This is a genomic window from Vibrio sp. ED002, from assembly GCF_023277445.1.
GTDB lineage: Bacteria > Pseudomonadota > Gammaproteobacteria > Enterobacterales > Vibrionaceae > Vibrio > Vibrio jasicida.
In genome coordinates, this window is the sequence record NZ_CP080238.1 from 2,631,329 (window position 1) to 2,654,898 (window position 23,570).

General features: G+C 46.1%; 24 protein-coding genes. 12 read left to right on the plus strand and 12 right to left on the minus strand.

From position 1 onward, the window contains the following. Positions 1-32: 32 nt before the first annotated feature. Both cpxA and ITG12_RS12185 read right to left on the minus strand, forming a co-directional pair. Positions 33-1,439 (minus strand): envelope stress sensor histidine kinase CpxA, encoded by a 1,407-nt coding sequence (gene cpxA, locus ITG12_RS12180; RefSeq protein ID WP_248873106.1) that lies wholly within the window; start codon positions 1,437-1,439, stop codon positions 33-35. Further along, positions 1,439-2,128, minus strand: coding sequence for a response regulator (locus tag ITG12_RS12185; RefSeq protein ID WP_038870981.1), 690 nt, complete (start codon positions 2,126-2,128; stop codon positions 1,439-1,441). Before ITG12_RS12185 ends, cpxA begins: the two co-directional genes overlap by 1 nt. Before the next feature lie 191 nt (positions 2,129-2,319). Here ITG12_RS12185 and ITG12_RS12190 point away from each other — a divergent pair, with 191 nt between their 5' ends. The 3 genes from ITG12_RS12190 (at position 2,320) to pfkA (ending at position 5,109) form a co-directional block, all read left to right on the plus strand. Beyond that, positions 2,320-2,829: a CpxP family protein gene (locus tag ITG12_RS12190; protein WP_038870983.1), complete on the plus strand. Its 510-nt coding sequence runs from the start codon at positions 2,320-2,322 to the stop codon at positions 2,827-2,829. 123 nt (positions 2,830-2,952) lie between these two features. After that, complete coding sequence (gene fieF, locus ITG12_RS12195) at positions 2,953-3,861, plus strand: CDF family cation-efflux transporter FieF (RefSeq protein ID WP_039974252.1); 909 nt, start codon at positions 2,953-2,955, stop codon at positions 3,859-3,861. 285 nt (positions 3,862-4,146) lie between these two features. Then, a complete protein-coding gene (gene pfkA / locus ITG12_RS12200) occupies positions 4,147-5,109 on the plus strand; it encodes a 6-phosphofructokinase (RefSeq protein ID WP_038870987.1) in 963 nt (320 codons plus the stop codon). A gap of 75 nt (positions 5,110-5,184) precedes the next feature. Here the strand turns inward: pfkA and ITG12_RS12205 are convergent, their stop codons facing one another. Then, the gene (locus tag ITG12_RS12205; RefSeq protein ID WP_038881484.1) at positions 5,185-6,555 is read right to left on the minus strand and encodes an MATE family efflux transporter; all 1,371 of its coding nucleotides are present in this window, start codon (positions 6,553-6,555) and stop codon (positions 5,185-5,187) included. A 228-nt stretch (positions 6,556-6,783) separates the two neighbouring features. On the opposite strand from ITG12_RS12205, the gene ITG12_RS12210 reads away from it, so the two are divergent. The 3 genes from ITG12_RS12210 (at position 6,784) to ITG12_RS12220 (ending at position 9,836) form a co-directional block, all read left to right on the plus strand. Beyond that, positions 6,784-7,074 (plus strand): co-chaperone GroES, encoded by a 291-nt coding sequence (locus tag ITG12_RS12210; protein ID WP_005381516.1) that lies wholly within the window; start codon positions 6,784-6,786, stop codon positions 7,072-7,074. A 74-nt stretch (positions 7,075-7,148) separates the two neighbouring features. Then, positions 7,149-8,795 carry a chaperonin GroEL gene (gene groL / locus ITG12_RS12215; protein ID WP_038870992.1) on the plus strand — a complete coding sequence of 549 codons (1,647 nt, stop codon included), beginning with the start codon at positions 7,149-7,151 and terminating at the stop codon, positions 8,793-8,795. Between the two features lie 477 nt (positions 8,796-9,272). Next, entirely contained in the window at positions 9,273-9,836 is a 564-nt protein-coding gene (locus ITG12_RS12220; protein ID WP_038870994.1) for a hypothetical protein, read from the plus strand. Positions 9,837-9,949: 113 nt separating this feature from the next. Here ITG12_RS12220 and ITG12_RS12225 read toward each other — a convergent pair whose 3' ends face one another. Together ITG12_RS12225 and epmB are read right to left on the minus strand one after the other, a co-directional pair. Next, complete coding sequence (locus ITG12_RS12225) at positions 9,950-10,447, minus strand: MgtC/SapB family protein (protein WP_038870997.1); 498 nt, start codon at positions 10,445-10,447, stop codon at positions 9,950-9,952. A gap of 94 nt (positions 10,448-10,541) precedes the next feature. Next, a complete protein-coding gene (gene epmB, locus ITG12_RS12230; RefSeq protein ID WP_039974254.1) occupies positions 10,542-11,564 on the minus strand; it encodes an EF-P beta-lysylation protein EpmB in 1,023 nt (340 codons plus the stop codon). A gap of 32 nt (positions 11,565-11,596) precedes the next feature. Between epmB and efp the strand changes: the two genes are divergently transcribed. Together efp and ITG12_RS12240 are read left to right on the plus strand one after the other, a co-directional pair. Then, positions 11,597-12,163 carry an elongation factor P gene (efp, locus tag ITG12_RS12235; protein WP_005425036.1) on the plus strand — a complete coding sequence of 189 codons (567 nt, stop codon included), beginning with the start codon at positions 11,597-11,599 and terminating at the stop codon, positions 12,161-12,163. A gap of 438 nt (positions 12,164-12,601) precedes the next feature. Beyond that, on the plus strand, positions 12,602-13,285 hold the full coding sequence (locus tag ITG12_RS12240; protein ID WP_038871002.1) for a nitroreductase family protein: 684 nt from the start codon (positions 12,602-12,604) through the stop codon (positions 13,283-13,285). 92 nt (positions 13,286-13,377) lie between these two features. Here the strand turns inward: ITG12_RS12240 and frdD are convergent, their stop codons facing one another. The 4 genes from frdD to frdA are packed head-to-tail and all read right to left on the minus strand — an operon-like array spanning position 13,378 to position 16,732. Next, on the minus strand, positions 13,378-13,755 hold the full coding sequence (gene frdD, locus ITG12_RS12245) for a fumarate reductase subunit FrdD (RefSeq protein ID WP_038871005.1): 378 nt from the start codon (positions 13,753-13,755) through the stop codon (positions 13,378-13,380). A gap of 12 nt (positions 13,756-13,767) precedes the next feature. Continuing rightward, the gene (gene frdC / locus ITG12_RS12250; RefSeq protein WP_038871007.1) at positions 13,768-14,151 is read right to left on the minus strand and encodes a fumarate reductase subunit FrdC; all 384 of its coding nucleotides are present in this window, start codon (positions 14,149-14,151) and stop codon (positions 13,768-13,770) included. A 2-nt stretch (positions 14,152-14,153) separates the two neighbouring features. Further along, positions 14,154-14,912: a succinate dehydrogenase/fumarate reductase iron-sulfur subunit gene (locus ITG12_RS12255; RefSeq protein WP_038871009.1), complete on the minus strand. Its 759-nt coding sequence runs from the start codon at positions 14,910-14,912 to the stop codon at positions 14,154-14,156. Further along, positions 14,912-16,732: a fumarate reductase (quinol) flavoprotein subunit gene (gene frdA, locus ITG12_RS12260; protein WP_038871011.1), complete on the minus strand. Its 1,821-nt coding sequence runs from the start codon at positions 16,730-16,732 to the stop codon at positions 14,912-14,914. Before frdA ends, ITG12_RS12255 begins: the two co-directional genes overlap by 1 nt. Positions 16,733-17,181: 449 nt before the next feature. On the opposite strand from frdA, the gene epmA reads away from it, so the two are divergent. The 4 genes from epmA to ITG12_RS12280 all read left to right on the plus strand — a co-directional run bounded on the left by epmA (position 17,182) and on the right by ITG12_RS12280 (position 20,336). Continuing rightward, positions 17,182-18,153: an elongation factor P--(R)-beta-lysine ligase gene (epmA, locus tag ITG12_RS12265; RefSeq protein ID WP_248873107.1), complete on the plus strand. Its 972-nt coding sequence runs from the start codon at positions 17,182-17,184 to the stop codon at positions 18,151-18,153. 9 nt (positions 18,154-18,162) lie between these two features. Then, entirely contained in the window at positions 18,163-18,537 is a 375-nt protein-coding gene (locus ITG12_RS12270; protein ID WP_045405817.1) for a VanZ family protein, read from the plus strand. Positions 18,538-18,558: 21 nt separating this feature from the next. Then, positions 18,559-19,194, plus strand: a complete 636-nt coding sequence (locus tag ITG12_RS12275) for a TetR/AcrR family transcriptional regulator (RefSeq protein ID WP_038871017.1) — start codon at positions 18,559-18,561, stop codon at positions 19,192-19,194. A 185-nt stretch (positions 19,195-19,379) separates the two neighbouring features. After that, complete coding sequence (locus ITG12_RS12280; protein ID WP_104024460.1) at positions 19,380-20,336, plus strand: acetyltransferase; 957 nt, start codon at positions 19,380-19,382, stop codon at positions 20,334-20,336. Positions 20,337-20,409: 73 nt separating this feature from the next. Here ITG12_RS12280 and ITG12_RS12285 read toward each other — a convergent pair whose 3' ends face one another. The 3 genes from ITG12_RS12285 to gpsA form a co-directional block, all read right to left on the minus strand. Then, on the minus strand, positions 20,410-21,555 hold the full coding sequence (locus ITG12_RS12285; protein ID WP_042602243.1) for a murein hydrolase activator EnvC: 1,146 nt from the start codon (positions 21,553-21,555) through the stop codon (positions 20,410-20,412). A gap of 26 nt (positions 21,556-21,581) precedes the next feature. Continuing rightward, a complete protein-coding gene (gene cysE, locus ITG12_RS12290) occupies positions 21,582-22,403 on the minus strand; it encodes a serine O-acetyltransferase (protein WP_038881492.1) in 822 nt (273 codons plus the stop codon). Positions 22,404-22,481: 78 nt separating this feature from the next. Next, positions 22,482-23,519 carry an NAD(P)H-dependent glycerol-3-phosphate dehydrogenase gene (gpsA, locus tag ITG12_RS12295; protein ID WP_038871023.1) on the minus strand — a complete coding sequence of 346 codons (1,038 nt, stop codon included), beginning with the start codon at positions 23,517-23,519 and terminating at the stop codon, positions 22,482-22,484. Positions 23,520-23,570: the final 51 nt, after the last annotated feature.

The window sequence follows — 23,570 nt, forward strand, 5'->3', positions numbered from 1 at the left end:
GAAAATCATTATCAACTTTGATCTTTGTAAGGTTATTTGCCTACTTTGAGTAATGGCAGAGTAATCGTGACTCGTAACCCACCCAATGGGCTGCGACTCGCGATAATCGAACCACTGTGCTGACGAATCGCACTTTCGGTGATGGTTAAGCCCAACCCTGTACCACCTGAATGGCGGTCGCGCGCGGTCGACACACGATAGAACGGACGGAAAATCGCTTCCAATTCTTCCTCTGGTACGCCTTCACCGTTGTCATCTACAATGATGTTCAAGGTGTCTGCGCTGTCTTGAATGTCGATCCTCACTTCATCTTTGCCATAGTAAATCGCATTACGAATGATGTTTTCTACCGCACTCATCAGTAGTTTTGGATTGCCAGAAATGCTGCGTTCAGGAAGGTTAGAGTAGTTCAGTACTTTGCCCATTTGTTCGGCTTCAAACTGCGCATCCTTAATAATCTCTTCCCACAAACTTACTATTGGCTGAGTCTCGCGCGTCATGTGACTGTTCACTTGCATGCGTGAAAGTTCGAGTAGTTCGGCGATCATCTGCTCTAAACGTTGCGCTTCGGTGTCGATTCGGGTCAGCTCTGGACTTTCCCCTTGCTTACGAGTCGCCAGCGCACTTGCCATACGCAAGCGAGTCAAAGGCGAACGTAACTCATGTGAAATATCTGAGAGTAAACGCTGCTGGCCAGAAATCATCTGATTCACAGCCTCGACCATTTGGTTGAAGCTGGTTCCGGCTTGACGAAACTCGGTTGTGCCTTTCTCTAGATTAGGATCGATGACAAACTCACCTTTCGCGACGCGTTGCGCTGCACTTTCCAAGCGTCGAGCGGGTTGGCTCAAAGCCCACGCTAACCAAAGCAATAACGGGGTACTCACGAGCATAACTGCAAGCAGCAATTGCAATGGGTGATCGAACAGGCGCAACATGATTGGTGGCGGCTCATTCCATTTAAAGCCGACGTACATCAACAGATCCGAATTGGCTATTTTGATTGGCACGGGGCCTGCGATCATGTAGCGACCGTAAAGTTTTTGCTTCGGTTGGGACTGATCTTCAATGCTAGTGACAAAGTTTTGTAGCGCACGTAGCTTGAAATCTCTGTGACCTGATGAAGTTGTCAGTACGTTGCCTTCGTGATCGGAAAAGAAGATACGTGGACGCGGATCATGTTTACTGCGTCGCTGACCTTCGATGCTGAACAAAATCTTGCCGAGGTTATCTTGTTTGCGATACTTCTTCTCGATACCGTCACGTATTTCAATCATACGCTGATAGTGGTCTTGCGGGATGTCGCGTGCTTTCCGTGGGTCAAGGTGTGGCAATGACAGCACTGCCATCAGAACCAAAAACATGGTGAACCAAAAGATGGCAAAGATGCGTCCATACAAGCTGTTTATCTTCGGCAGTTTGAAGCGTGGTGCTCGCATTAATCCTCCTCAATCAGCATGTAGCCGCGCCCGCGTAGCGTCTTAATACGAGGCTTACCGTTACTTTGGTCTGGCAATTTTTTACGTAGGTTGGATACGTGCATATCGATCGCACGATCAAACGCGGCTAAGCGCTTGCCAAGTACATCTAAGCTCAAGGCTTCTTTAGTTAGCACTTGCCCAGGGTTTTGCACAAAGTGTGTCAGAAGAGCAAACTCTGTCGTCGTTAAATCTAACAACGTCTGTTCGCAGTATGCTTCTTGTTTGCCAGGGAAGAGTTTGATTTCTTGGTACTCAATGCAGTCACTGTTTTTCGCGCTCTTCTGGGTGCTGCTGGTACGGCGCAAAATCGCCCGGATCCGAGCGAGTAATTCGCGGTCGCTAAACGGTTTTGGTAGGTAATCATCGGCACCCAGTTCTAGGCCGATAACGCGGTCTATCTCTTCGCCTTTCGCTGTTAGCATAAGCACTGGCGTCTCCCAGTTTTCGCGCAGGCGTTTTAGGGTTTCCATTCCATTGAGTTTTGGCATCATGACATCGAGCAAAATAAGGTCAATTTCATCAGTGACAGCCGCGAGGCCTGCTTCTCCATCGTTGGCTTCACTGACGTTAAAACCTTCAAAGCTTAGTACCTCTTTAAGCAGACTGGTTAGCTCGGTATCATCATCAATCAAAAGAATGTTCGCCATTTGAGTACCTATTTATGATTCGTGGTTGCTTTAATATTACATGGGAATGATAGGTAACGAAGAGTGTAAAAATCACTCTTTACGATTCTTTACGGTCTCTATACGTCGCTTTACCTAGTAGGTCGTATTCTACACTCAAGCGCTGTGAGAACAGCTCAGAAGAATCACTAACCTGTGTAAGGAATCAAATTATGAAAACTGCAAAGAAACTAGTACTGGCTGCTGTTGTTCTACCACTAACTCTAGGTACAGCGAGCGCATTCGCATTTGGTGGTAAAGATCATAAAGGCCATCGCGGTGAATGCGGCAAAGGTATGGACCGTGGCATCATGCGTCAACTAGACCTGACTGATGCACAGAAAGACCAGCTAAAAGAAATGCGTGAAGCGAACAAAGCGGCGATGAAAGCAAAATTCGCAGATGGTCACGAAGCACACATGGCAGAGCGTCAAGCGCACCACGATAAAGTTCAAGCACTTCTATTGGCTGATAACTTCGATGAAGCCGCAGCAAACGACCTAGCAAAAGAGATGGTTGAGAAGCAAACTGAGCGTCGCGTTAAGATGCTAGAGAAGAAACACCAAATGCTGAGCGTGCTGACTCCTGAGCAAAAAACAAAATATGTTGAGCTACAAAAAGAGCGTCACCAAGAGTGTGGCGAAAAAATGCAAAAACGCATGCACAAGCACCACAACAGCTAATCGCTGAAAGATAAAGTAAAAGAGGTAGCCTGAGTGTTGCCTCTTTTTGATCTTGGCGATTTCATACTCATTCAATAATTCTCAAGGTATACTCAAAGTACGGTTTGAGTTAACTCTTTGATTATGAAGCACGAATATGCACGTTTAGTCACGACCGCTGCTTGGACGGCGACCATTGTCGCGACGATTCTTTTAATAGTAAAAGTCATTACTTGGTGGGTGACGGGCTCTGTCAGTCTGCTTGCTTCCTTGATTGACTCGATGCTGGATATCGCCGCATCGGTCGTGAACCTTATTGTTGTACGCTATTCACTACAACCCGCTGATAGAGAACATACTTTTGGCCATGGTAAAGCGGAGTCGCTAGCAGCACTGGCGCAGGCAATGTTTATTTCTGGTTCTGCTGTCTTCTTGATTCTTAATGGTATCGAGCGATTTTTCCGTCCACATGAGCTGAATTCACCTGAGCTAGGGGTTTATGTCTCTCTATTCGCTATGGTCGTTACTTTTGGACTCGTGATGTTCCAAAAGCATGTGGTACGTAAAACGGGTAGCCAAGCGATTGCTGCTGACTCACTGCATTATCAAACCGATTTATACATGAATGGCGCCATCATGGTGGCCTTAGGATTGAGCTATTTGGGGGTAACGCAAGCCGATGCTGTGTTTGCGGTCGGTATCGGTATCTTTATTTTGTACAGCGCATTCAAGATGGTCAGCGAAGCGATTCAGACGTTGCTCGATAGAAAGCTACCAGATGAAGAACTGGAGCAGATCCGTGAAGCCTGCATCAATGTTGAAGGCGTGTTAGGAGTCCATCAGCTAAGAACTCGCATGTCTGGACCGACGCGCTTTATTCAATTGCATTTAGAGTTGGATGATCATCTACCTTTAATAAAAGCCCATCATATTGCCGATAAAGTTGAAGATAATTTGTTGGCGCTTTTCCCGGAAGCGGACGTCTTGATCCATCAGGATCCGTTGTCGGTCGTCTTTGGACCAGAGAAAGAACAAAAGGCGCAAGATTGGTAACGGTCGAAAAATCAGACCAAGCGTAACGACAAATAGGCGCTTATTGGCTATCTTTCCATCACTACTTACTAAGAATCGTGATCCTGATGTGAATCAACGAAGTTGCAAAGAGAAACTGTAATACTCTTACATAAGTAGAAAAGTTACATAAAAAAGTGTGTTTTCATTGGTATTCCTGTAGAGGAAATGTAACATAACGCACAGTTCTGGATTATGCAGGTTGCTTGGTAACAAGGGGCCTAGAAGAAAATTAAATAAATTGATTGCCAAAGATCGAGGGTGAGCATGATTAAGAAGATCGGTGTTTTAACAAGTGGCGGTGACGCACCTGGTATGAACGCAGCAGTACGCGGCGTAGTTCGTACAGCACTATCTGAGGGATTGGAAGTTTACGGTGTTTACGATGGCTACCTAGGTCTTTACGAAGGCCGCATCGAGAAGCTAGATCGTTCTAGCGTTTCAGATGTGATCAACAAAGGTGGTACATTCCTAGGCTCTGCACGTTTCCCTGAATTCAAAGAAGTGGAAGTTCGTGAACAAGCGATTGAGAACCTGAAAAAGCACGGTATCGATGCACTTGTTGTTATCGGTGGTGACGGCTCTTACATGGGTGCTAAGAAACTGACTGAAATGGGCTACCCATGTATCGGTCTACCAGGCACAATCGATAACGATATCGCAGGTACGGATTACACAATCGGTTACCTAACTGCACTAAACACAGTTATCGATGCAATTGACCGTCTACGTGACACGTCTTCTTCTCACCAACGTATTTCTATCGTAGAAATCATGGGTCGTCACTGTGGTGACCTTACTCTGATGTCTGCAATTGCTGGTGGTTGTGAATACATCATCACGCCAGAAACTGGCTTGGATAAAGACAAGCTAATCAGCAACATCCAAGATGGTATCTCAAAAGGTAAGAAGCATGCGATCATCGCACTTACTGAGCTGATGATGGATGCAAACGAACTAGCGAAAGAGATCGAAGCAGCGACAGGTCGTGAGACTCGTGCGACGGTTCTTGGTCACATCCAACGTGGTGGCCGCCCAACAGCGTTCGACCGTGTTTTAGCATCTCGCATGGGTAACTACGCGGTTCATCTACTAATGGAAGGCCATGGCGGTCGTTGTGTTGGTATCGTGAAGGAGCAGCTAGTTCACCACGACATCATCGATGCAATCGAGAACATGAAGCGTCCAGTACGTAACGACCTATACCAAGTTGCTGAAGAGCTATTCTAAGCAACTGGTTAAACTCAGAATCAAAAAAACCGCGGTTATCCGCGGTTTTTTATTATCTAACGTTTACGCTGATGGTTAGTGTTCTGCCAATGTTATTCTTCGCTCACGCAGTGCAAACCAATACCCTAATAGCCCGCCCATCGTATTCCCCAGCGCAATACCAATAAACAAACCTTCAATGCCATAAACGTGGCTACCAATCCAAGCTGCAGGCAAGGTAAATACGAATAAACGCATGAAGCTCCATTGGAAGGCGCGCATTGGTTTGTGCATTGCGTTGTAGCCACTGACTAGCATCATCACAATCCCTTGGAAGCCATAACTAAATGGCACCACCAATAGGTAATGCCAAAGCAGATCTTTTACGGCGGCTTCCTGAGAGAACAAGGCTGCAAGAGGAATACTGAGTGGCACCATCATCAAGAAGATAAACCCTTGGAAGAGAACTGCGAACCGCATGCTGAGGAACCAACCGGAAAAGGCTCGAGCAGGATTACTTGCCCCAAAGTTCTGTGCCATAAATGGGGTGAGAGCGGAAGTGAGAGACATTAAAACCAACAACAGAATCGATTCAATTCGCTGAGCTGCGCCATAAGCTGCTACTGCAGCTGTCCCATGACTTGAAAGCAACATCATCAGGATTGCGCCCGATAATGGGTTCATTGCATTGGAGAGCGCTGCAGGAGTGCCGATTTTTAACGTTTGTTGCCAGTCTTGTTTGATGAATTGCCATTGCGGCGGGGCAAGTAGCTTCTCACGTTTGACCAGTAGGTAAAGCGAACCGCATAACGCGCCAAACCAACTGAAGGCACTAGCAATCGCCGCGCCTTGGATGCCCAATTCAGGGAAGGGCCCGTAACCAAAGATAAGCAATGGATCGAGAATACCGTTGATAAGCCCTGCCAGCATCATGATTTTAGCTGGAGTTTTGGTATCGCCGGTTGCGCGAATCGCACTATTGCCCGCCATTGGAATTACCAACAGAGGAATAGTGAGATACCAAACCTGCATATACTGTGCGATCAGCGGAATAGAATCTTCTTTCGCGCCCAAGAAGCTGAACAGCGGCTCGATAGTAAAAAAGCCTAGTGTTGAGGCGATCATCACCAGCACAACTGCCAGCAATAACCCGTGGCTGGTAAAGCGAGCAGCTTGAGGAGCATGGCCTTGACCTAACAGTCTACCAATATTGGTAGAAAGCCCCATGCCGATGCCCATGGTGATGCAGTTCACTGCAAAGGTGACGGGAAAGGTGTAACTGATTGCTGCTAGGGCTTCTGTACCCAGCAACGAGATAAAAAAAGTATCGACCAAGTTAAACATCAAAATGGCAATCATGCCCATCGTCATCGGGATGGTCATTTTGCGTAAGGTGTCAGGAATGGGCGCGGTCAACAAACCATGCTTATCTTCGGCCTGATTGTCCGGCTTGTTTTTTTCCAACATTTTTGATGTCTATCTGGTGAGGGAAACGCAAGGATACAAGAAAGCGAGATAGTGGGCGAGTGAGCATTTCGCACGCAAACCGTTGCCTAGCTGCTGGTTATTTTAACTAAGTCACAAAAAATTCACGTCTACCCCTTGGGATCGTTAGGTTTGCCCCTTATATAGTGATCACGTGCCCTACGCGGGCAATTATCAAATAAACATGAAAACTTTCAGGAGAGACGACCGATGAACATTCGTCCATTACATGACCGAGTTATCGTAGAACGTAAAGAAGTTGAATCAAAGTCAGCGGGTGGCATCGTTCTAACTGGTTCTGCTGCGGAAAAATCGACACGTGGTGTTGTTCTAGCTGTAGGTAAAGGCCGCATTCTAGAAAACGGCACAGTGTTACCGTTGGACGTTAAAGTTGGTGATACCGTTATCTTCGCTGAAGGTTACGGCACAAAGACTGAAAAAATCGACGGCAAAGAAGTGCTAGTAATGTCTGAAAACGACATTATGGCAATCGTTGAGTAATAGCAATCATTGAGTAATTTTTTGCTCTGATTCAAAAACGAAATCGAAAACAGAATTTAGAAAGGAAATCAAAGATGGCTGCTAAAGACGTTAAATTTGGTAATGACGCACGAGTTAAAATGCTAGAAGGCGTAAACGTTCTAGCGGACGCAGTAAAAGTAACACTGGGTCCTAAAGGTCGTAACGTTGTTCTAGACAAATCTTTTGGTGCACCAACGATCACTAAAGATGGTGTATCAGTAGCGCGTGAAATTGAACTGGAAGATAAATTCCAGAACATGGGCGCACAAATGGTTAAAGAAGTTGCGTCTAAAGCAAACGACGCAGCGGGTGACGGTACTACAACAGCAACGGTTCTTGCTCAAGCTATCATTACTGAAGGGTTAAAAGCAGTTGCTGCTGGTATGAACCCAATGGATCTTAAGCGTGGTATCGATAAAGCAGTTATCGCAGCGGTTGAGCAACTAAAAGAACTATCTGTTGAATGTAACGACACCAAAGCTATCGCACAGGTAGGTACTATCTCTGCAAACTCCGATGCAACAGTGGGTAACATCATTGCTGAAGCGATGGAAAAAGTAGGCCGTGATGGCGTGATTACTGTTGAAGAAGGTCAGGCTCTACAAGATGAGCTAGACGTAGTAGAAGGCATGCAGTTCGACCGCGGTTACCTATCTCCTTACTTCATCAACAACCAAGAAGCAGGCTCTGTTGATCTAGAAAGCCCATTCATCCTTCTAGTTGATAAGAAAATCTCGAACATTCGTGAGCTTCTTCCAACGCTAGAAGCCGTTGCTAAAGCGTCTCGTCCACTGCTTATCATCGCTGAAGATGTAGAAGGCGAAGCACTAGCAACGCTAGTAGTAAACAACATGCGTGGTATCGTGAAAGTCGCTGCTGTTAAAGCTCCTGGTTTCGGCGACCGTCGTAAAGCAATGCTACAAGATATCGCTATCCTAACTGGCGGTATCGTGATTTCTGAAGAGATCGGTCTAGAGCTTGAAAAAGTAACGCTAGAAGATCTAGGTCAAGCTAAACGTGTAACTATCACTAAAGAAAACTCAACCATCATCGATGGTGCGGGTGAAGAAGCGATGATCCAAGGTCGCGTTGCTCAAATTCGTCAACAAATCGAAGATGCAACATCAGACTACGACAAAGAAAAGCTTCAAGAACGTGTTGCTAAGCTAGCTGGCGGCGTTGCAGTCATCAAAGTTGGTGCAGCAACTGAAGTTGAAATGAAAGAGAAGAAAGACCGCGTAGAAGATGCACTTCACGCAACTCGCGCAGCGGTTGAAGAAGGTGTCGTTGCTGGTGGTGGTGTTGCACTTATCCGTGCTGCATCTAAAGTTGCTGGTCTTGAAGGCGACAATGAAGAGCAAAACGTAGGTATCCGTGTTGCACTACGTGCAATGGAAGCACCTATCCGTCAAATCACTAAGAACGCGGGTGATGAAGAATCTGTGGTTGCTAACAATGTTCGTGCTGGCGAAGGTAACTATGGTTACAACGCAGCAACGGGCGAATACGGCGACATGATTGCAATGGGTATCCTAGATCCAACGAAAGTAACTCGTTCTGCTCTACAATTCGCAGCATCAGTAGCGGGTCTAATGATCACGACTGAAGCGATGGTGACTGACCTACCACAAAAAGAAAGCGCAGGCATGCCTGACATGGGTGGTATGGGCGGTATGGGTGGTATGGGCGGCATGATGTAATAGCCAGCCTATCTCTTTGCTCTAAGGCTTGATAACAGCGTCGAGCATGCTCATTTACTAGCGTAAACTGCGCGTGCTCTCCTTGTTCTAAAACCTTATAGCGGTGAGCTAGACTACCGATAAAGTTCGATAAGCCGAGGTGAATGCCTCGGTTTTTTTGTGCCGGTAACTTCGGCATTGAGCCTTTCTTGCGTGAGTTTGTAGGTCTATTCTTACTTTTTCTTTTTAATCTGATAGTTAGCCAGTACTTATTACGCTTAATTTTTATCAGATTAACTGGTTTAAAAATGCGCAACTGTGCGGGTATTGTGCGTAATTCGTCAGGGAAAATGCAGATAAATAACCATGATGAATCAATTGCTTTATTTGTCAGACAGTTAAATATGACTTCCAGCTAACATTTATTGATTCAAAATGGCGCAAAATTTGTACATTACACTATGTTGTAAAACAACTATTCCCTCCATGGAGATGAAAATGAAAAAGCTTATGACGTCATTGGCTGTTGCAGCCGTAATCGCTTCACCTGTTGCTCTTGCTGATAGCTCGCCAGTTATGTTCTCTACCATCGACAACACTAACGCGCCTTCTAACTCCTCTGTTGGTGGTGTTCGCCTTGCGGTATTACATGGCCAAGTAAACGAAGTAAAAGGTGTCGACTTTTCGGTTCTAGGTATGTCTGAAACAGACCGCACAACAGGTGTGAACTTCGGTTTGTTCTTTGGTGCTTCTAAAGTTAATCAAGAAATGACGGGTGCATCACTCGGTCTTCTTAACTGGAACGAAGGCCAAACTAATGGTGTTAACTTAGGTGCAGTGAACATCACGAACAATGTAAAAGGTCTAAACTGGAGTGCAGTGAACTACTCAGAAGGTTACACAATGGCAGACATCGGTTTGGCGAGCATCTCTAAAAAATCTAACTTCCAGTTAGGTTTCTTCAATATGACTGACCAAATTGACGGTGTTCAAATTGGTCTACTAAACTGTGCGGATAACGGCTTCTTCAAGTGTTTCCCTATCGTGAACTTTGCTAAATAAGTTAAGTTGTCGCCACGAACACACGGATAAAAAAGACCCCGAGGAATATCGGGGTCTTTTTTTGTCTGTGGATCTCATTCTGAAATGTGTTTAGGCATTTAGGACGAACAAGGCTACTTCATGATCCTGGTTGAGGTTTTTCGCTGCTGCATCCTTTGATGCACACCGCGGCGTAGAGCTTTAACGCGATTTTCTGCTCTATCCACGCCAAGCAAGACCGTCAATGCCAAAACAGTAATTACGACGGATTGCGTCAGATAGCCAAGGCCTATCATCAAGCCGAGACCTGCCAATACCCAAATCACTGCAGCGGATGTCACCCCATGGATCTTGCCGTCTTGTGTCATCATCACCCCTGCACCTAAAAAGCCCACACCAGTGATTATCTGGCCAAGTACACGCGCTTGGTCGAGCGTATTAGGTGAAAGCGAGACGGCCATCGACATAAATAAGTAAGTGCCAGAGATAACTAAAATAGCGGTACGAATACCAACAGGTTTACCCCGCGTTTGGCGCTCTATACCGATCATTAAGCCGTTGATGGCGCAACAGGCTAATGCAGGCCAACTGAATGGGCCAAGATCGAAAATGTGTTCAAAAGTTGCTTGCATCTTAACCTCCAAATTTGCGGAGTATGCATAGATAAGACCGCCTGAGCGAACAAAAGCTTTTACTCGTAACGACAATCTTTATACGGAAAGCAACTTACTCTAGATGCAGATCCAGTGGCGTTTTACTTGGTCGGCCGCCAATTTCACGAGTCAATTTAGGCACTAGGTAGCCCGAGACGCGAGTAATCAAGCCACGCATGATTTCTTTTGCTTCTTCATCAGAGACGAAGAAATGTGCCGCGCCTTGGACTTTATCTAACACGTGTAGGTAATAAGGTAATATTCCTGAGTCAAACAGGGCTTCATTGAGAGCAACTTGTGCTTCTATGCTGTCATTGACGCCTTTTAATAGCACGCCTTGGTTAAGCAAAGTAACGCCGGATTGCTTCAGTTTTGCCATTTGAGCAGTAAATTCAGCATTGATCTCGTTGGCGTGGTTGATGTGCGTTACCAAGATGATTTGCAAGCGAGATGCTCGCAGTAACTGACACAACTCGTCAGTAATACGTGCAGGGATTACAACAGGTAAACGGCTGTGAATACGCAGGCGCTTGATGTGAGGGATTTGTGCGATGTGTTCTAGTAGCCAGTGGATCTCATCGTCTTTTGCCATCAGAGGATCACCACCTGAGAAGATAACTTCATTCAGTTCTGGCTGCTTCGCCATGTATTCTAAGCACTGAGTCCAAGCTTGTTTACCGCTCTTGTTCTCTTGATAAGGAAAATGACGGCGGAAGCAATAACGGCAGTTCACGGCACAGCCACCTTTTACAATCATCAATGCGCGATTGCGGTATTTGTGTAACAGCCCAGGCACTTCGTTGTCTTGCTCTTCCAGAGGATCATTGGAGTAACCTTCGTGAACCTCGAACTCCTCGTTCAAAGGTAATACTTGGCGTAAAAGTGGATCGTAAGGATTGCCTTTTTCCATCCTATCGACAAAACTTTGCGGTACACGCTGTGCAAACAGCTTGCGCGCAGCAAACCCGTCTTGCCACGGCGAAGGATCAATTTCCAAACTTTCCAGCAACTTTGCAGGATCAGAGATCCCATTCGCTAACTGTTTGAGCCAGTTTTGCTCAACAGATTCGACTTTTCGGGTTATTATGTGCGGCATTGAATTTAGCTCTAAGAATGTAAGAGGAAAAAATGGCTACAGTTAGCACCAATGAATTTAAAGGCGGCCTTAAGTTAATGCTTGATAACGAGCCTTGTGTAATTCTGGAAAACGAATACGTTAAACCAGGTAAAGGCCAAGCGTTCAACCGCGTTAAAATTCGTAAACTTCTTTCTGGTAAAGTGCTAGAGAAAACATTCAAGTCTGGTGACACTTGTGAAGTGGCAGACGTAATGGATATCGACCTAGATTATCTATATTCAGACGGCGAATTCTACCACTTTATGAACAACGAAACTTTCGAGCAGATCGCTGCAGACGCGAAAGCGGTTGGTGACAACGCTAAGTGGTTGGTAGAAAACAACACTTGTATGATCACGCTTTGGAACGGTAACCCAATCACAGTTACTCCACCAAACTTCGTTGAACTAGAAGTTACTGACACAGACCCAGGTCTAAAAGGTGACACTCAAGGTACAGGTGGTAAGCCAGCAACACTATCAACTGGCGCTGTAGTACGTGTACCACTATTCATCGCAATTGGCGAAGTGATCAAAGTTGACACTCGTACTGCTGAATATGTAGGTCGTGTGAAGTAATTCACCTCAGACTTTCTGATTGAAAAGGTCGCTTCGGCGGCCTTTTTTATTATCTGTTGTTTTATCCTAACAGCTTCAAGCTCTAGCGTGATAGATACCAACAACAAACGTGATAGCTCATCAGCCGAGAAAGGGCGGTGATTAGCTTTAGTACTGCGGCTTAATGAACCAAGTAAGAAGATAAAACAGCAATAAGATCATGGATGGTCAAAAGCTCAAAAAGCAAAAAGATCATAGGTGACCAAAAGCTCTGGTAGCTGTACAAATTAGAGTAATGCAGAGGCTGATACGTGTTATCAGCCTCTCTTTTTTGTTGGTGAAACACGGCTGAATATTTGCGCTTTATCTCAATATCACATTGATTTTATGAAGATAAAAAGGCGATGGTGAAATTTGTGGCTATAGTAAATCGACACCCAACAAGCGCAAGGAAGCACTATGTCGACTCAAGAACAACATTACCCACTCAATGATTTTGTGGAATACTCTCCGCAAGAAATGGCAGCAAGAGCTGTACAGAATCTGGAGCAACTTCAGCGCCGTCATTCCATTCGTAGCTTCTCTGATCGTCCTGTGGCGAAAGAAGTGATTGAGCACTGCATTCGAGCAGCAGGTACAGCTCCGAGTGGTGCAAATCATCAGCCATGGCATTTTGTTGCGATTAACAGTGCAGAAGTGAAAGGGCAGATCCGTCAAGCCGCTGAAGAATTAGAACGTTCTTTCTATGAAGGTCGAGCAGGGCAAGAATGGTTAGATGCACTGAAACCACTCGGTACCAATGCCAGTAAGCCTTATCTAGAAAAAGCACCGTGGTTGATTGCGGTGTTTTCACAAAAGAAAGGTGGCATGAGCAATGATGGGGAACAAACCAACTATTACGTGCACGAGTCAGTCGGGATTGCCACAGGCTTTTTACTTCAAGCATTGCACAATTCAGGTTTGGGTACGCTGACTCATACACCAAAACCAATGAGTTTCTTGAGTAAGATTTGCGGACGAGACAATGATGTCGATCGTCCATATATGTTGATTGTGACCGGTTATCCGGAAGAGGATGCGACCATTCCGGAACATGCGATGCACAAAAAATCTTTGGATGACATCGCGACCTTTATTGAATAGCGGTTGTATTGATCTGCACTCGTTGAGAAAACATAAATAACAGGCAATAAAAAAGCTGGCGAGTTGCCAGCTTTTTCATTTTCGTCAGCGTCTTAAATCATGAAGATAAAGACAACGGCCAGCGCAGTGATTAAACCTGCAAACGCGTAACATGCGATTTTACCAATCAAGCCTGTGTGGAACTTAAGGTCGTGCATGCCGTGGTGTAGACGGTGCATCGCATGCCACATTGGCAATGCTAGCGTACCTATAATGAATAGCGCACCGATGATGCTGGTTGCGAATTCAGATACGCGTTCGTAACTCATTGCTTCTGCATCAATCACGCCAAGCGGTACCAAGATGCCCATAACCAGCACGGTAATCGGTGTGATCATCGCAAACCAAGTACCACCGGCACCAAATAGACCCCACCAGATTGGTTCATCAGAACGCTTCGGGGCTGTGTTAACACTATAATTCGGTTTCATTACTAAAGCTCCTTACACCACGATGAGAACGATCAGTGAGATGAACGCAACTGCGGCCCACTGAGTCAGAACGATGATTTTCTTATCCACTGGTTTGCCTTTCAAACGAATTGGCATTACTTGTGGCATCATGCTGAAGAAGGTTTGTGCATGGAACAAACTACCTAGTAGAGCAACAATGTTGATTGCTACTACGATAGGGTTTGCCATGAACTCTAACCAACCTTGCCAAGCTTCTGGGCCTTTTACTAATGAACCTAGACCGAAAGTCAGGAAGATAGTGAATAGGATCAGAGGAAGCACAGTTGCTTCACGTACCATGTAGAAGCGGTAGAAAGGATGGTTCTTCCACCATGTGCGTTTTATTTCACGAACGTAAGGTTTACGGTTGCTCATCCTTATGCCTCCACTTTCTTTGGTGAACCATCAGGTTTCAACATCGCAATCACGAAGTCCATAGAAGACTCCACTTTGCCTTGGTTTACTGCTGCTGCTGGATCGACGCTCTTCGGACAAACTTCAGAACAGTAACCGACAAAGGTACAACCCCAAGCGCCGTTTTCACCATTGATCAGCTTCATGCGCTCAGCTTTACCGTTGTCACGGCTATCTAGGTTGTAACGGTGTGCCAGTGTTAGTGCCGCCGGACCGATGAACTCAGGGTTCAAACCGAACTGAGGACATGCCGCGTAGCAAAGACCACAGTTGATACAACCAGCAAACTGTTTGTACTTCGCCATTTGCTCTGGCGTTTGCAGGTTTGTGCCGTCTTCTGGCTTGCGATCGTTACCAATGATGTAAGGTTTGATTGCTTCTAGGCGCTCGATGAACGGCGTCATATCAACGATCAAGTCTTTCTCGATTGGGAAGTTTGCTAGTGGTTCGATAGTCACGCCATTCGGGTAATCACGTAGGAAGCTCTTACAAGCGAGCTTAGGCACGTTGTTTACCATGATGCCGCAAGAACCACAGATCGCCATACGACAAGACCAACGGTAAGACAGATCTTTATCTAGGTGATCTTTGATGTAGCCAAGTGCATCAAGTACGGACATGGTTTCATCAAATGGGACTTCGAATGTTTGCGTGTATGGTTCCGCGTCCTTCTCAGGGTCGTAACGCAGAATGTCTACTTTTTGAATGCGGTTTGCTGACATTATGCTTGCTCCTCTGCGCTCTTCGCTTCTGCTTCAGCGGCTTTTTCTGCTGCTGCTGCTTTCTCTGCTGCTTCACCGTATAGACGTGCTTTAGGCTGAGACTTAGTGATCTTCACGCCGCTGTAGTCAATACTTGGTGCTGCATCTTCTTTGAAGAAAGCAAGTGAGTGTTTCAGGAAGTTCACATCGTCACGTTCAGTACAACCATCGTCTAGACGCTGGTGCGCACCACGAGATTCTTTACGTAGGATGGCAGAGTGAACCATCGCTTCTGCGACTTCTAGGCCGTAACCAACTTCGATTGCGTATAAAAGATCAGTGTTGAACACTTTGCCTTTATCTTTGATGCTGATCTGTTTGTAACGAGCTTTAAGTTCAGTGATCTTATCAATTGTTGCTTGCATCAAATCTTCTTGGCGGTAGATACCACAACCTGCTTCCATGGTGTGACCCATTTCAGTACGGATATCTGCCCAGTTTTCTTCGCCTTCTTGGTTCATCAGAGCAGCAATGCGGTCTTCAACTGCTTTCACTTGAGTCGCGATAGACTCTTCGTTCCAGCCTTTGAATTCTGCTGCGCGTTTCACCGCTTGTTCACCCGCAACGCGACCGAATACAACGAACTCAGCCAGCGAGTTAGAACCTAGACGGTTTGCGCCGTGAAGACCAACTGATGCACATTCGCCAACCGCGAATAGACCTTTAATGCGAGTTTCACATTCGCCGTTGGTTTCAATGCCACCCATGGTGTAGTGAACCGTAGGACGAATTGGAATTGGCTCTTTTGCAGGGTCTACGTTCACGTAAGCTTTCGCTAGTTCACAGATGAACGGTAAACGCTCTTGTAGGTATTCTTCACCAAGGTGGCGAAGATCTAGGTGCACCACGTCACCAAGAGGGTGTTTGATGGTGTTGCCTTTCTGCTGTTCATGCCAGAACGCTTGAGAAACTTTGTCACGAGGACCCAGTTCCATGTATTTGTTTTTCGGCTCGCCCACTGGGGTTTCTGGGCCCATGCCGTAATCTTGCAGATAACGGTAACCATCTTTGTTAACGATGATACCGCCTTCACCACGACAACCTTCGGTCATCAGGATACCTGTGCCAGGAAGACCTGTTGGGTGGTATTGAACGAATTCCATATCACGTAGAGGAACGCCGTGACGGTAAGCCATCGCCATGCCGTCGCCCGTTACGATACCGCCGTTGGTGTTACAGTGATAAACACGACCAGCACCACCTGTTGCTAACACAACCGATTTCGCTTTAATCGTAACTAACTCACCTTCAGACATGTGGATTGCAATCAGACCTTGTACTTCACCTTCATCAACAAGCAAATCGACAACAAAGTACTCATCAAAGCGTTTGATGTTGTCGTACTTCATTGACGTCTGGAATAGCGTGTGAAGCATGTGGAAGCCAGTTTTATCTGCAGCGAACCAAGTACGTTCAACCTTCATACCGCCAAAGCGGCGTACGTTGACTTCACCGTTCTCTTTACGACTCCATGGGCAACCCCATTGCTCCATTTGGATCATTTCGCGAGTCGCGTTCTCTACAAAGTATTCAACAACGTCCTGTTCACATAGCCAGTCACCACCGCCAACGGTATCGTTGAAGTGATTGTCTAAGCTATCTTCATCCTTGATAACTGCTGCTGAGCCACCTTCTGCAGCAACCGTGTGGGAGCGCATTGGGTAAACTTTAGAAATAAGTGCTACTTCTAAGTCCGGGTTTGCTTCAGCCGCTGCAATAGCAGTACGAAGACCAGCGCCGCCTGCGCCGATGACTGCGATATCTGTGGTGATAATTTGCACAGTTATCCTCCAGTGTGTGATTGCGGAAATCCGCTTGTTATTGTGAGTGTGAGGGCACCGTTTTAAGGCAATCCCTCAAAAGTAGTAGGGTTAGTGTAGGGGAGGCTTATGGCAGAAAAATTGATGTATTTGGGGTTTTTCTCCGGTAATGCACATGTGAGCATAGAAATTCTAGGTTATGTGACTGCTATCACGGCACGAAACGTTTGGTGCACAAACGTAATCGCTGTCAATGTTACATGACTGTTGCGCGACATTACCCTCATTGATAATAGGGTAAGTTGTGAGTGTTTTTTGTACTGTGGAACGTCAAATACTTGCTTCAGTTTTAATCGATTTTTATTCGCGTTTGGGGGCGAAAATTGGAGCCGATTCCCCCCTCGCTGAACTAGGCAAATCATGCCAAAATTGCTATTTTTCCTGCTCATCAACCTTTTAAGAGTTTTGTTATGCAAACGAACTGGCAACCTACCGCTTCTATGGAACAACTACGTCAACGTGCGATGTTGATTACCGCTATTCGTCAATTCTTCGCCGAGCGACAGGTGATGGAAGTCGACACGCCAGCGATGAGTCACGCGACGGTGACAGACATTCATTTGCATACCTTCCAGACTGAATTTGTAGGACCAGGCTATGCCGGTGGCAGCAAACTGTTCTTTATGACCAGTCCTGAATTCCATATGAAGCGCTTACTGGCTGCGGGCAGTGGTTGTATTTACCAAATCAACAAAGCTTTTCGTAATGAAGAGAATGGTCGTCACCACAATCCTGAATTCACCATGTTGGAGTGGTACCGTATCGGTTTTGATCATCATAAGCTGATGGACGAAATGGATGACCTGCTACAACTGGTATTGAAGTGCGGCGCTGCTGAGCGAATGACTTACCAGCAAGCTTTTATTGACGTACTTGGTGCGTGCCCATTAGAAGGCTCGATGCAAGAGCTAAAAGCAGTCGCGGCAAAGCTGGGTTTGAGTGACATTGCAGAGCCAGAAGAAGATCGTGATACCTTGCTGCAACTGTTGTTCAGCATCGGTGTGGAAGCCAAGATTGGTCAGCAAGTCCCTGCGTTTGTTTATGACTTCCCTGCTTCACAAGCCGCGCTGGCAAAGATCAACCCACAAGATACCCGTGTCGCGGATCGCTTTGAGGTGTACTTCAAAGGTATTGAGCTTGCGAACGGTTTTCATGAACTCGATAACCCGAAAGAGCAATTAGCACGTTTCGAACAAGATAACGCTAAGCGTCTAGAAATGGGCTTGAAGCCACAACCTATCGATTTCCATCTGATTGGTGCATTAGAGGCGGGCTTGCCAGATTGTGCTGGTGTGGCATTAGGCATTGATCGTTTGATTATGTTGGCATTAGATTGCGACCATATTGATCAAGTGACCGCTTTCCCATTCCCAATTGCTTAAGGATTGATGATGAACCTAACCGCTGCCCGTTTCGTTCTACTGAGCTATGCCGCCCTCATTGCTTATCTTTCTTTGAGTTCGGGTGAGTTGCAAGATTGGGGTGATATTGCGTACTTGGATAAGATGCAGCATGCGATGGCGTACAGTGGTTTTGGTTTCTTAGGTTGCTTTTGTGTTTCAAAGTGGCGTCAGCGTTGGGCGATAGCAGTGAGTATTTTGTTATTTAGTGCTGTGATTGAAGTTCTGCAAGGGTATGTGGGTCGACAAACGTCATGGCATGATCTGATTGCGAACACCATTGGTATCGTAACTGGTCTGCTATGTTACCGTATTTGGAGCCTCTATCGACCTAGGTTGGTGAAGTCGTTATACTCAATTCGTTGATGAAGAGGGAATACGATAACCATGAAAACGCGCGACAAAATTGTCTATGCCGCACTGGAGTTGTTTAACCAACATGGTGAGCGCAATATCACAACCAATCACATTGCTGACCATATTGAAATTAGCCCAGGCAACCTTTACTACCACTTTCGTAATAAGCAAGAAATCGTGCGTGAGATCTTCGCACTTTACTCTGCGGAGTTGCTAGAAAGATTCACTCCAATTCAAGGTTCTCAAGAGAGCCTGACCATGCTGAAAAGCTACCTAGATTCCATTTTTACGCTAATGTGGAAGTACCGTTTCTTTTACGCAAACTTACCGGAAATCTTATCGCGCGATGAAAAGCTGCATGATGAGTACATTGATGTTCAGGAAAAGCTCCAAGCGAACCTGATTGCCATCATGCAAGAGTTCGTGTCGTTGAAGTTGTTGAACGTTGACCAAACACAATTGAAGCCTTTGGTTTGTACTCTGCATTTGATTGCGTGTAGCTGGCTAGCGTATCAATCAGCGATGTCTCCAAAAACAGAAATCACCGAAACAATGGTAAAACAAGGCATGCTACAAATGCTAAATGTGGTGAAGCCTGTTGCGACAGAGCAAGGCATGGAGCAGTTACTGCTACTCGAAGAGGCTTTAAGCACACTACACAGTTAGTACTATTTTCCCTCCTTATTAACATTAGAAAATGAGAGTATGGCTCAATGCTTAAGGTTTAGAGCGCAGCTCTCATTTTCAGTCCCTCCCTTGAGTTGACTTGCTGTGCTCATTTCGCACAATAGGATTCATACACCCCCAATTATCTGTTGGGATATGACTCTCGATAAAGGAACTATCGTTCAATGAACTACGACATTTTTAATGGCGATGCCGATGGCATCATCGCATTGTTGCAATTGCGTTTGGCGGATCCCATCGAAGCTAAGTTGGTGACTGGTGTTAAACGTGATATTAAGCTGGTGGAAAAGGTCGATCTGCAAGCTGGCGATGAGCTGACGGTATTAGACATTTCAATGGAAAAGAACATGGTAGGTCTAGAGCAAGCATTGGCTCAAGGCGCACATGTGTTTTACGCTGATCACCACAAAGCGGGTGAGATTCCTCAACATGGTAACTTAGATGCGCACATCGATCTTGATGCTAATATGTGTACCGCTTTGATTGTCGATAAACTGCTTGATGGCCGTTTTCATACATGGGCGATCACCGCTGCTTATGGTGATAACTTGATTGCTAAAGCGGATGCGTTGGCGGACAAAATCGAACTCAATGAAGAGCAAAAAGCGCAGTTAAAAGAGCTAGGTACACTGATTAACTACAATGGCTACGGCTCGAAAGTTGATGATCTTCACTTCCATCCGGCGGATTTGTATCGTGCACTTCTTCAGTACACCTCTCCATTTGATGCTATTGAAGATAAAGCGTCACCTTACTACCAATTACAATCGGCTTATCAGCAAGATATGGATGCGGCACTAGCTGTCCCTGCAACTCACGAAAGCTCAAAGCTCAAGCTGTTTGAACTACCGAATAATGCAGCATCACGCCGAATTAGTGGTGTTTATGGCAACTGGCTTGCGAACCAAAATCCAGACTCTGCGCATGCGGTATTAACTGAAAATACAGATGGCACATACACGGTTTCTCTTCGTGCTCCGTTGAATAACAAGCAAGGTGCCGTGGCTGTGTGTGGGCAGTTCCCAACTGGTGGTGGAAGAGAAGCGGCTGCGGGTATTAATGCGTTAAGTAAAGATGATGTAAGTACCTTTATTGATGCGGTAGAGACCTATTACGCATAGCGCTTTCCCAAATATACATACAAAAAAGGAGCCGAGTGGCTCCTTTTTTATTGCGAAACAATAAGTTGAGTAGTTAACGTTTCAGCCAAGATTTCGGGTTTTGCGCTTCACTGTTACGGCGGATCTCGAAGTAGAGTGAGGCACGGTCTTGACCACCAGTATCCCCCGCGAGTGCAATGACTTCACCTGCTGTCACCTTATCGCCTTCTTTCTTAGTTAACGCTTGGTTGTAGCCATAAAGTGTCATATCGCCCTTACCATGGTCAAGCAAAACGACTAGACCATAACCACGTAAGTACTCCGCAAATACAACGGTACCTGGGTAAACCGCTTTCACTTGCTGGCCATAATTAGCTGAGAGCACCATGCCTTTCCAGTTTACTTGGCCGGTTTGTCTTGTGCCAAAGTTATGTAGTACGCGACCTTTTAATGGCCATGGCAATTTACCGCGCTGTTTCGCAATACCATCCATCGGCACTGCGTTACGTTTCGCGGCTTTCGCGATCTCGGCTTTTAGACGGGTTTCGTTGCGTTGTAGTTCAGAAAGGTAACGCTTGTCGTCTTTGATGCTTTTTTGAATCTTGCTCAGTGTCCCTTTACGTTTCGACTGGGTATTTGCCAACGAAGAACGTTTTTCGGATTGCTGTTTGAGCAGGGTTTCAATTTGTGCTTTTTCGAGCTCGAGTTGGTTCTTATTATGTGCCAACTCCTGCGTGGTCTTGGTGATGTCATCAATCACTTTTGCCCGTGCTTTTGCCAAATGCTGGAAGTACTGACTAATGCGATCTTCTTCTACACCTTGATTCAAAAGGTGACCATTGGCTTTGGCTCTTTCTGTCACGTAGTAGGTCTGAAGCAACTGCTTTAGCTCTTCTTCCTGCGCCTGACGCTGGCCTTCTTGCAGAGCAATCTTCTCTTCTAACTTATTAATGTTTTGATCAGCCTGCGCTAAGTCCGCTTTGGTTTGCTTGATTTCTCTTTCTAATTTAGAAATACCAAGCTCTTGGTTTTTTAGCGACTTTTGTAGATCGTTCAGTTGTTTTTCTTGAGAGGTGAGTGACTTACGCTGGCGGTTAATTTCGCTGGAAACGCCTTTCAGCTCTTGCTGGCTAGCAGCGGAAGAGGTGATGGGATATGTGGCAGATAAAGCACAAGTTAATAAAATAGCCGAGCGTAGCACTGGGTGATTTTGTTTTCGCACTTGAGAGTTACCTACCACATTATTGTCAAAAGATTAAATGACGATTAAATACCATCCCCGTGGATAAAGCTTTGCGATTTGCCATTAAAGCCTTGATCCATATCGAGAGAAGGTTTGTCCGTTTTTGGACGACCAACAATTTTCGCAGGCACTCCCGCCACAGTTGTGTGCGGTGGCACTGCTTGCAATACCACAGAGCAAGAGCCGATTTTCGCGCCTTCACCCACTTCGATATTGCCAAGAATCTTTGCACCGGCGCCGATCATGACGCCTTCGCGAATTTTCGGGTGACGATCACCGCATTCTTTGCCAGTACCACCAAGGGTAACATCCTGCAAAATAGACACATCGTTTTCTACGACAGCCGTTTCACCGATCACGATGCCTGTCGCATGGTCTAGCATGATACCACTACCGATGCGTGCCGCAGGGTGAATATCCACCTGACATGCCACAGAGATCTGGTTTTGTAGATAAGTCGCAAGTGCGTGACGCCCTTGCTTCCAGAGCCAGTTTGCTACGCGGTAGCCTTGCAGAGCATGATAGCCCTTTAGATAAAGCAGTGGCATTGAGTACATCGAAACCGCTGGGTCACGATTCACCGTTGCACAAATATCGCAGGCCGCGCCGTCCGTGATGGTTGGATCGGCCGCGAAGGCTTCTTCAACCACTTCACGTACTGCCATTGCAGGCATGGAAGCGGTGTTCAATTTGTTTGCCAGAATGTAGCTTAACGCAGCACACAAGCTTTCATGCTTGATGATAGTCGCATGGTAAAAGCTCGCCAACATGGGCTCTTGCTCTGACATCTCACGGGCTTCTGAGACAATTTTGTCCCAGACTTTTTGTTTTTCGCAGTGTTTCATTCTCAATGTCCTGAGTGGTTCTTCCGTGACCCGACAACTTCTATTCTTCTCAGATGAGGTGCAAAGGGGCGTAGAGTGCTACTTTCCTTCGGCTTTTTTGTCACGAGCAAGTAAATCTTGCGCTGCCAGGCGTGCATCCTTCCCTTGATACAATACTTGATAAATTTGGTCAACAATTGGCATTTCAACGTCCATGCGTTGAGAAAGCATCCACACTTCCTTCGTGTTACGGTAGCCTTCCACCACTTGGCCGATCTCTTCTTGAGCGGTGTCGACATCTTTACCTTTACCTAGTGCCAAACCAAAACGGCGGTTACGTGATTGGTTATCGGTACAAGTCAATACAAGATCACCCAAACCAGCCATGCCCATAAAGGTCTCTGGTTGTGCGCCCAGTGCAGCGCCAAGGCGGCTCATTTCCGCAAGGCCACGTGTGATGAGTGCCGTACGTGCGTTCGCACCAAAACCAATGCCGTCAGACATACCTGCACCAATGGCGATAACGTTTTTCACGGCGCCGCCAAGTTGCATGCCGATGAAGTCGTTGTTTGCGTAAACACGGAAAGTTTTACTGCAATGGATTTTTTCTTGCAGATCAGCAACGAAATCTGAGTCTGGAGAGGCAACAGAGATGGCTGTTGGCATGCCCATCGCAAGTTCTTTTGCGAAAGTAGGACCTGAAAGTACCGCGAGAGAGTAACTCTCACCAATAATGTCGAAAGCCACTTCTTTAAGTAGACGACCTGTTTCTGGTTCTAGGCCTTTGGTTGCCCAGCAAATACGAGAATCTTCACGTAGGAAAGGCTTGCAGCTATTCAGTACGATGCCAAAGACATGGCTAGGAACGACGACTAACAAGTCACGGCTTGCTTGAACGGCTTTTTCTAAATCCGATTCAATAATCAAGCTTTCAGGGAAATCAATACCAGGTAAGAATTCATGGTTGGCGCGATCTGCCTCAAGGCGAGTCATGTGTGCTGGCTCATGACCCCAAAGAACCACGTTCGCACCGTTGCGAGCAAGGGAAATCGCCAAAGAAGTGCCGTATGAACCTGCGCCAATCACCGTCATTGCGATGTCTTTACCGTAAGCATTGTTGGTATTTGCTTGTGTCATGCTACCGCCTAATTGTCTTTCTACTAATAGAATCTAGTTCATAATCGCCAG